Raw genomic sequence first — 12509 nt, forward strand, 5'->3', positions numbered from 1 at the left:
GGGTACTGATAACTAATAACCTTGTTTCTTATTCTATATAAACTCTATATTGTTTACTACTTTATATAGTAATCGCATTTAGAAGTTTAAAGAAAAGCAGTTATCGGCTAAAATTTTAATCATATTATTACGCTTTTGTGCTGTATATTCTGAGACTCGTGTTACTGTTTCTTTTTCTAAGGCGATAATAAGCAAGCGGTTTTCGTTCATTGCAGTATCATAGATTTTGGGAAGTTTGCGATACATACCACGGGCAAGTACGACAATGATACCGCATTTGCCTTGAAGTAGGAATTTGAGGACATCCTTTTCAAGGCGAGAATGGAAACCACTTACAACGGCAACATCAGTATGTTTGCTTATTTCTACCGCCCAATCGAGTGTCGGCAAAACAGCGGAAGTGGAAATCTTGCGTGATGCAAGAAATCCAATCTTCCGTCTGTTCAGCAGGTCTTTGTTTCCAAGATAAGTACACACTGCTTTATTCTTCATTTAATTCGTCCCCCATGCGGTACTTGATGTCGTAGTTGATGATAAAGTCAAGCTCTTCTTCAGTAAAGCTATAGTGCTTGGCAAGGATTTTGTCTATACAATCTAATATATTTTTTGAAGAATTTAACCTGAATGATTCTAGCTCGATATCATCATTTACTGTGTTTCTTGTCGTTATAAAGGAATTTTTCTTTATGTCGTTTTCTAGGATTGTTCCTATTTCAGAAAGTTTATTATCTGATAAAAAAGCCTCATTTATCGGCATGTTTTTTACCATAGCATCTGTTAAATGGAAACCATCAGAAAATGCACTATACCAACAGTAAAACAATGAACTGTTTAGATAGGCGAAAATAATTCTCTGGTATTCTCTATTCTCGAAATACAAACAACGCCCATGTGGAGGTCTATCTTGCACCCCATTTTTTCTATAAAAAGGAATGCGCATAGCTGCTTTCATCCAATAGTTTGTAGCTTCTTGATAAAATATTAAGTGCGCTGTTGCTTGCTTAGTAATGAATGTCGCAATTGTTTTTTTAGAAGCGACCGTATCTATGATGGCTTTATGCCTTTCTGTATAAAGTTTTGCAATACCCTTTTCTGTATAAATTTCGTCTGCTAATGAATACACAATTTTTGCAAATAAGTTAATACGTTCAACTGAATACCATCTATGAAGTTTGGTTACAAAGAAATTCTTATAATTATTATTACTTAAGCATATTGTTACTCTTTGAAATGCACCGTCAAATAGTTTTGATGGGAATATTTCAAAATTAGCGAGATAAAAATTCGGAAATGATTTATACAAAAATGCACGTAACTTTCCCATGCGTTCTCCACATGTTAAACTTAGTGGCACAATCATACCAAAATAAGCAGACTTGTTTAGAATGATATGACTTCTTTCTATACAAAACGCATATAGATTTGCACAATCTATTGTTTCATAATTACTTAGTTTATACAAATCGCATATTGCTTTTCCTGTTTTCTTGTCTTTCTTTTTATATTCCACATACGGCGGATTACCAATAATTACATCAAAGCCTCCATTGTCATGGATAATCTGATAGAACTCTGCCAACCAGTGGAATGGTTGGTGCGTCCTCAGCCATTCATCGTATGGCAAACTGGTTGCAGCGTGCAAACGACGGTTGAGCAGTTCATTGAGTTTTGCAAGGCGTTCGTTCAGCCCGCGTTTCGCCTGCTTGAATGTCGCCATATCCTCGCTCTGCGTAAACTGCACAGCCTTGAACGTCTCGTATGCCGTGGCTACAAGCTGCATTTCCGTTTCCACCTTATCCTTGAACTCCTGATTAGCAAACATATCGCCCCACGTAAGGTCTTTAGCCAGTTCTTCTTCCGTGGCATACCCAACCAACGTATTACCGCAACGGATGTTGAAGTCAATGTCCGGCAACGGGTCGAGTCCCAGGTTGTCGGCACGAAAGTCCACTTCCACCACCGCCATCATCTTCAGGAACAGGCGCAGCTTGGCAATCTCGGTTGCCTCCACCATGATGTCCACGCCGTAGAGGTTGCGCAGGATGATGCTTTTATAGATGAAATATTGGATGTTGCTGCGGTACTTGTGGGCGATTTCCTCCAGTTCAGGTTTGAACCAGTTGGGATTCTGTGCGTTGAACTCCTGCATCCGCTCGATACATACCTCATAGAGCGGCTCAAGGATATTCATGGCGGCGAAAAGGAAAGCCCCCGAACCGCAGGTAGGGTCAAGGATGGTAACGCGCTGCAATGCCTTGTAGAAGTGGAGGACAAACAGACGGTAGTCAGTATTGTGCAACAGGTCATAGACAAACGAGCGGATGTCAAGGTTGTAAGTGATGAAGTCGTTGATGTGCGTGATTTCGCAGCCGCTGATTTTCTCCAACAGCGTGTCGCAACGTAGCAACCGTCCCACCGTTTCGCGCCATATTTCCGTGGGCAGCGCGAAAGCGTCCAGTGTTTTCGTGTTCCAGTCCTTGCGGCGTTCCAGCAGTCCGGGCTCCGTCGTATCAAGCCCTACGGCAATGTTTTCGGAAATGCGGTTCTGCCAGTCTGCCGTATAGCCTTTCTTCACTGCATCGTAGATGTAACGGTCACCGCTTTCACGCAGCGTGTGCCACACATAGCCGTCCGGTTTGAACGCTTCCGGAGAAGTTTCCGCCACCTTGTCCATGAGGAACGGCAGGATGCAGTTCTTGCCAATGTATTCAGTGATGTCCTCCTTTGTGTAATAAGCTCCCATCTGTGCGCGGTCGTTGATGTACTGCTCGAAGATATAGCCCAGTACATCGGGATTGATGTCCTTCCCGCTTGCCGTGATGCGCGTATCCAGATGCCACCGCCACGTGTCGAAGAACTTGAACAGGCGGACAAAGGCATCGTCCTCGATGTCTATGTTCGCATAGTCACGCTCTAACTGATGTTCCTCGAACATACCGCCATTAAGGTATGGGATGCGCCCGTACACGTTCTCGAACTCGTTGCTGTGCTTGGGCGAGTTCAGCCCTCCGTGGAACAGCTCGGAAAGGAAGCCGCGGTAGAAGGTCTTGAAAAAGCGGTTCTCGCCACGCTCGCGCTGCACCCACCTCAGCTTTTCCTGCAAATAGTCGAAATTGCCGTCAAGGAAGCCTTTCTTCTGTATGAAGTAACAGAACATGAGGCGGTTGAGCATGACGGACGTGTACCACTGCTTGTTGCGGTTCTCCGTGGCGGGTATCTGGTCGTCGATGCCGCTGATGAAGTCGGCAAATGCCTTGTGTTCCTTGCGGAAGCCCGCGTAGAAGTCCTTGGTGATTTTCTCCGAGTTCACTGCAAATGCACCCTGTATGCGCTCCTTCACGTCCACGATGGTGGTCTGTTCTTCCATGTCAAACGACAGGTCGGGTATCTTGGAGAATAAGAAGTCTGCCTTGTCAGCCGTTTCATACTCAATGGTCACAATATCACGCTTCTCCACGGTCTTTACCGGGGCAATCCACTGTTGGTGTTCCGTGCCGGGGATGAAGAATATGCAAATGTAGTCGTTGGCACTGCGGCGCAGCTTGCTGTCAATGCGCTTGCAAAGGGTGTTCGTGGGTATTTCATCGACAGCGCACGTCAGTATCTGAAAGCCATTGCGCTCAGCCACGGTGACTATCCTGTATTCCTTGTCTTCAATGGCTATCGGTGCGAGTTCTGCCTGTCCGTGGAACCTGTTCCAGCCCATTTCGGTGATGAACAACCCACGGAAACCGGCATCTTTGATATATTGGTTGAATGAAGTCCTTCTCATGATTCAAAAAAAGTTTTATGGTTCTTGCCTAAGCCCCATCGAGCAGATGATGACCGGGTCTTTATGGATATTTCTGTCCTCGTCAATCCGGCACAAGGTCATGTTCTTGCGCATCTCCAACACGTATTCCACTATCTCATCGCTGGTGTTGGTGCGGAGCATACGCCCTAACGTGAATTTCGCCCCTTCGAGCAACGGGTAGTTGTAGATGTCGTCTATGGCCAGCTTCAGCATGTCCTTGTTCTCCTGCGAAAAGAAAAGTGTCGGTGGATTTTTATAGTAGCTTTCCAGCAATGTAATGATGCGGTAACGGGTACTGAAACGGTTGCCCAATACGCCGCCGACAGAGGTCGTTTCGTTGTTGATGGATTCTACCGCCTTTGCCACCAGTTCATGATGGTTGGTGTACGGTGGCAAGGCCGGAGTGTCCGCATCGCAAGCCAATGCGTTCAGGATGCGTTTCTGCGACTGGCTTACCACGTTGCCGTCTGCGTCAAGCCATGTCAGCACGTCGAAATCGTTGTAAGTCTTGGCGTAGGTGATGACACCGCCCAGCTGTCCGTCCTCCGCCGTTTTCGTGGAATACACGACATTGCTCAATGTCGGGATTATCCTTTTCAGCTTCGGGTCGGCATCCGTCGCGTTCTTCCATATCTGGTAAGCCTGCGAAGACAAGTCCACGTCGTTGTCATCCTCGTCGTCAAGCGAGCCGCTCTTCTCGTTGAACATATCACGCAGGTTCTGCTCGTTGCCCTCGAAGAACACCTCGTCACTGCCCACGATATGCGCGTTCTCGTTTATACGGGCGTTCAGGCGCGACCGCAGGCGGATGATTTCCTCCACGCCGTCGGCAGGAAAGAAAGAATAACAGTAGATTTCATTCGCCTCCTGACCGATACGGTCCACACGCCCCGCACGCTGGATAAGGCGGATGATTGCCCACGGCAAGTCGAAGTTCACGATGACATGGGCATCCTGCAGGTTCTGCCCCTCGCTGAGCACGTCGGTGGCTATGAGCACACGGTATTGCTCATCGGCGAAATAATCCTTGTCGTTGCTCTTGGGAGAGAAATGCTCCACGATGTCCGTCGGGTTCTTGCTGCCTCCCGTCGCACAGCCGACCTGCGGTATTCCACGCCTTTTCAGCTGCCTGTAAACGTAATGTGCCGTGTCGGAGAACTGTGTGAACACGATAACCTTGTCCGCTCCGTGCTTCTTCTCCAACAGATTTTCCAGTTCGTCCAGTTTCGGGTCGGTATCGGGTTGCCATGTACCGCACAATGCTATCATCCTTAGCAGGATGTCGCAATCGTGCCTGAGTTGCTGTTTCAGGGTACGCTTGAAGTATTTGGGTGAAATCCACGAACAGGCATTGCGGTTCTCTATGATGGAATAGCATTCTTTTGCTTTCTCCATGTAATACTTGAAGTCTGTCGGGAAAACAATCTGCGTTCCGTCATCTCCTGTCTGTTCACCCTCATCGGCATTGCTGAACATGGTTACGTTTTCGTCCTCGTCCTCAATGTAGTCATCAGGCAGAGAACTCTCGTCACCGATGGGCAGCGGCAGCTTGTTGTCAACGGCATAAATGAACACTGCGTTGCGCAGGATATGGCGGTAGAGCGTCAGCAGGAAGGCGAAGCCGCTGCTGTCTATGCGCTTGAAGAACGTACTTCGGCAGAAACCCATCATGCGCTGTCCGGCACGCGAGAGGTTCTCGATTACCTGCCTTTCATGCGGCTGTATGTCAGTAGCCTTGTTCTCGTCATAAAAATGGATTAGCCCGTAACGTGGCAGTTTAAACTCTTCCATCAGGCTTATCATTTCAGGCGAATACAGGCGGCTGTACTGGTCGCCGGAAACAGTGGCGAACTTGACGGCACGTGGTATCCTGTCGGGAAAATAAGATTTCGAGCCATCGGGGAACAACAGGTATTTCCGCCCGTTGCCTTCATCCGTCTTGGCATAGTTCTCCTTGATGAACGTCCTTGTGCGACGGATGAGGAACAGCTTCATCAGTTCGTTCCAGTCGTCCGCATACGGGCTTTTCTCGAAAGCGTGGATGGAACGGATATGGATGTCACTGTGCCGACGTTGGAACTCCCTTTCACCACCGATGGAGCGGATGTACTCCTCCGGGCGTATGCCCAAGTCCTGCTCTTCGCCTATGAACAGGCGGAGCTGGCTGCCCAAATCCGAGAAGTCCTTGTTGTAGGGCGTGGCGGTGAGCAGCAGCACCTTGCTGCCCTGATGCTCGATAAGGCTGCGGATGTTGCGGTAGCGTATGCCATTGGCGTTGCGCAGGTTGTGGCTCTCGTCCACGATTATCAGGCGGTAATAGCGTGCCGAATCCACGTCTATCGCACGCGCCATTGACCAGACTTCCGCTTTCAGGTCGTACTTCCGGATGTATTTCCTCCACATGTCCTGCAAGTTTGCCGGACAGATGATGAGCGTGCTGCTGGCGAAAGCCATCTCGTACAGCTTGGCGATGGCGCAGGCGGTAATGGTCTTGCCCAGACCTACCACATCGCCAATCATCGCTCCGCCGCGCTTGTCGTTGTTCAGGTTCTTCGCCGCTATCTTCACGGCGGTCTGTTGGAAGTCGAACAGGTCGTGTCTGAACTCCGGCGGAAGCGTGAACTCCTTGATGCCGCTGCGTGCCTCTTGGCTCAGGTGGTAAGCCGTCTTCAGGTAGATGTAATAAGGCGGAATAGCCCTGTCACCCGCCCAACTCTCGTCTATTATCCGTGCAAGTTCCTCGGTAATGTCCAGACAGAACCGCTCGTTCCAGCGGTCATCAAACCACCGTGCCAGTTTCTCCGCACTATCGCTGTCGGCGAATTCCGCGTTCAGCTCGCCCTGTTTGGTCAGCCCGGCATACGTTAGGTTACTGCTGCCCATGATGGCCTGAATCTTGTTGAAGTTGTCATCCGGGCGGTGGGCAAGGTAAAGCTTGGCGTGCAACGGTTCTTTCAAGTACAGCTTTACACACACCTTTCCCTCCTTCAACTGTACGGATAGGCGGCGCAATGTCTTTTCATCGGCGGCGGAAGGCAAGCCTAACAGAAGCTGGTTCCTGAAATCCTGCGCAATCTGCCGCTTGCAACGTTGCACGTATTCCGCATCGGGCATGGTTTCCTGACGCGAATAAAGTCCTCGTATCAAGTCCTCGTCGGGGCGGTGCATTCCAATCAACAGTCGGCAATACCTCATCTTGCGCTTGTCATCCTCGTACACGTAACCGCCGGGCAGTTTGTCCACCTGTTCCACTATCAGGTTCCAACCGCGCAAATTGAAATAACCCACGCAGAAATCAACACGCTTCACCCCAGTATTCTCGATGATGCCGCGAAGCCCGTCCGTAAACTTTATGTCTATGTTGTCGTATATCCTCGCCATTTTCTCTTGGTAAGAGATATGCACAAAGGATATAATTCCTATGAATCAGGACGTTATCAAACAAAAAAAAGAGGATTTGTCAAATAAGTCCGTACAGATTTTATTTTTTATCCCATTATAAATGAGAACTTTTCACGGAATTTGCAATATTTTGCGTACCTTTGCGATATAACTATAACTCTTACCAAGAGATTCCGATTTTTGAAAAACACATCTCCGCTTGCATTTTCAATTACAAGTCTTTCAGGATAAGGCTGTTTGCCCTGTCCACCACGCTCGTGTCAAGCGAAGCAAGATAAATGCGCGTGGTTTCTTCCGAATCGTGTCCCATGCCATCGCTGATAACTGAAAGCGGTATGTTCTTGCTCTTGGCGACGCTTGCCCACCCATGCCTCGCACAATACATGGTCAATGGGATTTGCAAGTCCACCAAATGGGCGACTTCTTTCAATGCTACATTTACACGGCTGAGGGCGTTCATGTATTGTACCCGTTCACAGGCTAACGGGTTGGTGATTATCGGCAACAAGTATTGTGTAACGGAACGGGCTTCATATTTGGTCACGATTTCTTCCATGCACTTCTCCCACTTAATGGTAAGCTGCTGTCCGGTCTTTCTCCTGCGGTATGTCAGGATGCCGTTCTTCAAATCCGTTTTTTTGAGATAAGCCATGTCAATGAACGACATTCCACGGGTGTAAAACGAAAAGAGGAACATATCCCTCGCATAGTCCAGATGTGGTTTTAGTGTCAGGTCAAGTTCCTTGATGCGCTTGATGGCCTTCAATGGTACAGCCCGTTTCACGGTCTTGTCAATACCTGTATAAACATGCTTGAAAGGATGCCGCTGTTCCGTCAGCTCTTTCTCCACTGCACGGTTATAAACGGCACGGAGTATGCGCATATAGAACGAGGTTGTATTGGGGCAGTTGCCGTTGGCTTTCAGCCATGCCTCATACAGCATCATTGTGTCGCTGTCCATTTCACACAAGAGAATGTCCTGACCGTTACGGAACTTCATGAAGCTGGCAAGCGTAGCGACGTAGGTTTCCGATGTGCGGATTCTGTTCAGCCGCTTTAACTGACCAATGATGCCTTGCATGAAAGGGAACAGGGATTGTCCGTCCGCTTGCCTGTTGAATTTTACGAGGATGTCGTCCACCGTGTAACCGTTGTTCCCTTTTTCAAGCAATGCGATGATTGCCGTCAGGCGTTTTACATCCCATTCGATTCGGTTTGCAACTGATTGAAGGTAGTTTTTGCACTCATTGCTCGCCAAAGCAGGAACGGCAACTGCCGATGTTTTGCCGTTCCATTCGCTTTCAAATATCCGGCAATCCGTCTTGATTTGGCGGACCGCGCGTTTGTGTATCACCTGATAGTATATGCTGCCCTCCTTGCCGTTTACGGAAGAAGGACGGAATTTCACTTTTACCGATGCCATTCACGTTACTTTTGGTTATTGTTATTCTTCGTTTGTTTCACTTTCAGCTTCTCCTGCATCAGACTGTCGGACAAAGTCTTTAATCCCTTGTCGTAACCGTCAGCCTCCTGCCGTATCCATTCGATGGCTTCCTCGTTGCGGTGGATGTCGAACACGTCATTCAGCCAAAGGATGTTGTTTGCATTGCAACCTCCCCATGAGCGGATGACACGGAACTTCAACGCATCGTCCGCATACTGACGCTTGGATTTCCAAAGCTCGATGTTGCCCCAGACGGAAAGGCTGCATACGATACCCATGCCGACCAAAAGAGAAAATACCTTGTTGGACTTGATGTCGAATTGATGACGGTGGATATGCTCCTGTGGCTCGGTATCTCGTTCTTTCGAACTTAGGGCAAACGACTCTTTCAAATTCCGTAACAGGTGTAGAATCCTGTTCGATGCGTAAACTTCCGCTTCGGCGAACTTGGTCAGCATGGCTTTCGTCTGTGCCTGATGCTCTTTTGCAGAACTCTCGAACAGCTCCTTTACGACAGTCAAATCTACTGCCGAAGGTTGTCCGCCAGACTGGTCGTTTATTACTTTAGTAGTGTTCTCCAACTTTCCGTTGATACTCTTAAGGGCATTCTTGATGTCCTCAAAGAGCGAGTAAACTTCATTATTATCCATATTCAGAATCTTATTTTACGTTGTTTCTTTTTCTTGTTCCTGCGTTTTAATTCTTCCTCGAAGCGGTTTTCCTCAGCCTGTCCGTCCGCATTGTCCGGCATGAAAATACCAATCGAACCGCTGTACAAATCATCGTTCCCCCTTGATTCAGGTTGAAACATTGGCGGTTCTTCACGATGTGGTGATGATATGATTCCCTGCCGTTCATTATGCCTATTATAGCCCAGTGCCGCGTCAATCTTGGCATAGCTGAACCGCCTATCAATCTTGGAACCGCTGAACGAATAACCGTTCATGGTGAAAACTACACCCTGCACCTCGTCCAACTTGCCTTTGTACTTGAACCGCATATCCACGCCTTGTTTCTCCAGATTAGCTGCTAACTGCCGCCAGTTTCCACACCTCGAAACCTCCGATTTAAGGATGGAGTAAAGCCCGTACTTGGTCTTGTCCGGCTCTTTCAGGCGGTGCTGCTTCACACGCTCCTTGCCACTGGCGAGATAAAGGCTGTACTTCCTTGTAATCTCCTTACAGATGCGTGCGCTGCGTATCCGTTCGTTCCGGTCACTGATTGTCCTGCCGTTGTTGGCAATGCGATTGAACGCTATATGCACATGCGGATGCTCCTTGTCGAAGTGGCGTACGATGAGAATCTGCGTGTCGGTTATTCCCATTTCCTTCAGGTATTCCAACGCTATTCCAGCCATTGCGCGGTCGGTCAGGCGGTGTTCATCCTCCTTATGGAAAGCCAACGAGATGTGTCCGACAGGCTTCGTAACCTTTGGATTCATTTTTGATTGCGCCTCGAAGCTCATAGTTATCGTGTCCTTGTCCTCGACAAAAAGGCTGTCGCAGACAAGGATTTTAGCGTCCTTTCCCTTGTCAAGAATGTAGTTTACCACACCCCTAAAACTGCTTCCCTTTACGATTTTAGCTATCATATCCGGCTGTCATAAGAGGATTAAATTCAGCAGTTCCTCAATCCGTGCCACGAGCACACGGCACTCCATCCTCACCGTGACGAAGCCCGCCGCATTCGCCTTGTGTGCAAGCTGGTTCAGGTTGTTCGCCATGCCGCAGAGTTGGCGGACGTAACCAGTATGTTCCGGCGTGAGCCGTTCCTTCACCTGCCCCTCCCTCATGCAACGGCGCAGGAACTCCCCGGCGGATATGCCTGCGCTCCGTGTCTTGCCTTTCAGCGTGTAGTAGTCCGATGTCGCCATCTTCACCGTAAGGCGGTATTTCAGTTTGTCTGCCGCTCCCTTCTTGGGGCGACCTCCTTTGTTTTTGTTGTTGATTTTACGTTTATGCTCCATTGGCTTTTAATTTCTAATGATTAGAATGCGATTACTGATTAGACCAACGGGATGCGGCTTCCACGGAGTTCATGAGTGGAAGCAAGTGGTTTCGGTATGCCCGAAACACAAACTTGCTCCCCTCAAAACTCCGTTGGATAGGTTCAGGGTAACTCTGAATTGTCCCCCGTCAATCCACTTCTTAATTCTCAGAGTTTACGCCATGCCTCGATGTCCTCCCCGTAGGTGGCAAGGTGCTGCCGTGCGATGTTCTCCACCAGTCCCGACACGCTCATCCTGCGCTCGCCGAACATGCGGACGATGCGGTCAAGGGCGTCGCGCGTGCGGCGGCTGAGGAACACGGGCTTGCGGTCTTCGATGACCGGAACGGGAAGGAATGTTTCCTTGTAATCCTCCAACGATGCCCTGCGTTGCTTGCCGCTGATGCGGCGTACCACTTGCGGAGTTTCATCTACTTGTTCCGGCACGGTTTCACTTGCCTGTTCCTGTACAACCTCGCTTGCCTTTTCCTGCTGTTCCTGCGTGTCAGCAGGCTGAGATTCCGGCTTAGGGATTTCCATACTCGGCTTGCTGCCTAAAAAATCCTGTAATGCTGCATCCATGTTTTGGCTGCTTAAATTTTTCTTCATACTTGTTTGAATTAAATGTTTAACAATGTTGGTCGTTGTGCGCACATTTGACCGATTATCGATTGCAAAGGAAATGGCTATAAAACAGACAGTCAAAGGATTGGACTGAGTGTGACAACAATGTACGGTTTTGCACTTTACGCATTGCCTAAGCGGTACAGGCTGCGCCGTTTTGCCATAGTACATGAAACGGGCATTGGAAATTTTAAGGGCTTAATTGGAGCTGTCAGGGCGGATTTAAGGATATGGCTTTTAGGAAACCAGAAGAACATATTTTCGGATGGCATTAGAAACCGAAGAACGCCACAGGCTACCACACCGACGCCAAATGCTGCCACACAGATGTGAAGTGGTCGGATTATGCCGGACTTCACTTTTCTTTGCATCACGGACGCTTGGAACAGACGCTACGGGTTCGGTAGATTACGCCACTCCCGACCACTTGCTGCCACAAGCTGCCACCTCATTGCAAATCCATTGTTCCATGCGAACAACGGATTTACTTTGCAGGCAAAACGGATTATTAACACTAAAATCAGTATAAGAAATGAATGTAGTAATTATTTCGAAAGAAAAGTACGAAGAGATGGTCGGCAAGCTCAACCGCCTGTCCGACCGGGTAAATGAAATCCTCCGCAAGAGGGAAGGGAAACGGCTCAGCCGTTGGATGGACAACCAAGAGGTCTGCCAACAGTTGCGCATCAGTCCGCGAACCTTGCAGACGCTCCGCGACAACGGTACGCTGGCTTACTCGCAGATAGGGCACAAGATTCTCTACAAGCCGGAGGATGTGCAGCGCATCGTCCGGCTCGTGGAGGACAGGCGTAAGGATGCAGCCTATCGTGGCTGTAGCATCTAATCAGACAATAATATGTATAACCACTAAATCCACTGTAAATTATGAACGACTTGATTCTTGCCGACCGTGAACTGGAGGTCGGCTTCATCGGAAAGCTGGATGCTTTGTTTGAAGGTATCGAAAGAATGGATGCGGGGCACAAGGCTTCGCCAAGTAACGAACAGTTCCTGACGGACAAGGAGGTGTCAGCATGGCTCAAGGTGAGCCGCCGCACCTTGCAGGACTACCGCAGCAACGGGATGATTGCCTATTACCAGTTGGGTGGAAAAATTCTGTATAAGGAATCGGACATCGAAAAGATGGTGATGAGCGGTTATCGGAACGCCTATCGTTTGGAAACGTGATTTGATACATGCAAAAACTGAGTAAGCCGATGGCTGCAAGATAACTGCCTAGCCATCGGCTTACTCTTTATG

Annotated in this window: 10 protein-coding genes; 2 read left to right on the top strand and 8 right to left on the bottom strand. The window is 48.7% G+C overall.

Features of this window, described 5'->3' with window-relative positions; all coding sequences use genetic code 11:
• Positions 1-78 precede the first annotated feature (78 nt).
• From B5F34_RS13385 to B5F34_RS13420, 8 genes are all read right to left on the bottom strand, one after another.
• Positions 79-492 carry a DNA-processing protein DprA gene (locus B5F34_RS13385; RefSeq protein WP_087339987.1) on the bottom strand — a complete coding sequence of 138 codons (414 nt, stop codon included), beginning with the start codon at positions 490-492 and terminating at the stop codon, positions 79-81.
• A complete protein-coding gene (locus B5F34_RS13390; RefSeq protein WP_087339990.1) occupies positions 482-3772 on the bottom strand; it encodes a DNA methyltransferase in 3291 nt (1096 codons plus the stop codon). The genes B5F34_RS13385 and B5F34_RS13390 overlap by 11 nt, the downstream gene beginning before the upstream one ends.
• Before the next feature lie 15 nt (positions 3773-3787).
• A complete protein-coding gene (locus B5F34_RS13395; protein ID WP_087339993.1) occupies positions 3788-7174 on the bottom strand; it encodes a helicase-related protein in 3387 nt (1128 codons plus the stop codon).
• Positions 7175-7406: 232 nt separating this feature from the next.
• Entirely contained in the window at positions 7407-8618 is a 1212-nt protein-coding gene (locus B5F34_RS13400) for a site-specific integrase (RefSeq protein WP_087339996.1), read from the bottom strand.
• Positions 8619-8623: 5 nt separating this feature from the next.
• A complete protein-coding gene (locus B5F34_RS13405) occupies positions 8624-9289 on the bottom strand; it encodes a hypothetical protein (protein ID WP_087339999.1) in 666 nt (221 codons plus the stop codon).
• 2 nt (positions 9290-9291) lie between these two features.
• Complete coding sequence (locus tag B5F34_RS13410; RefSeq protein WP_087340002.1) at positions 9292-10230, bottom strand: relaxase/mobilization nuclease domain-containing protein; 939 nt, start codon at positions 10228-10230, stop codon at positions 9292-9294.
• Between the two features lie 9 nt (positions 10231-10239).
• Positions 10240-10605 (bottom strand): plasmid mobilization relaxosome protein MobC, encoded by a 366-nt coding sequence (mobC, locus tag B5F34_RS13415; RefSeq protein WP_087340005.1) that lies wholly within the window; start codon positions 10603-10605, stop codon positions 10240-10242.
• A gap of 188 nt (positions 10606-10793) precedes the next feature.
• Positions 10794-11234: a DUF3408 domain-containing protein gene (locus B5F34_RS13420; RefSeq protein WP_122121835.1), complete on the bottom strand. Its 441-nt coding sequence runs from the start codon at positions 11232-11234 to the stop codon at positions 10794-10796.
• Between the two features lie 547 nt (positions 11235-11781).
• Between B5F34_RS13420 and B5F34_RS13430 the strand changes: the two genes are divergently transcribed.
• Both B5F34_RS13430 and B5F34_RS13435 read left to right on the top strand, forming a co-directional pair.
• Positions 11782-12093, top strand: coding sequence for a helix-turn-helix domain-containing protein (locus tag B5F34_RS13430; protein ID WP_087340009.1), 312 nt, complete (start codon positions 11782-11784; stop codon positions 12091-12093).
• A 41-nt stretch (positions 12094-12134) separates the two neighbouring features.
• The gene (locus B5F34_RS13435; RefSeq protein WP_087312334.1) at positions 12135-12437 is read left to right on the top strand and encodes a helix-turn-helix domain-containing protein; all 303 of its coding nucleotides are present in this window, start codon (positions 12135-12137) and stop codon (positions 12435-12437) included.
• The last annotated feature ends 72 nt before the right edge of the window (positions 12438-12509 follow it).

Source organism: Mediterranea sp. An20 (assembly GCF_002160055.1).
GTDB classification, from domain to species: Bacteria; Bacteroidota; Bacteroidia; order Bacteroidales; family Bacteroidaceae; genus Bacteroides; species Bacteroides avicola.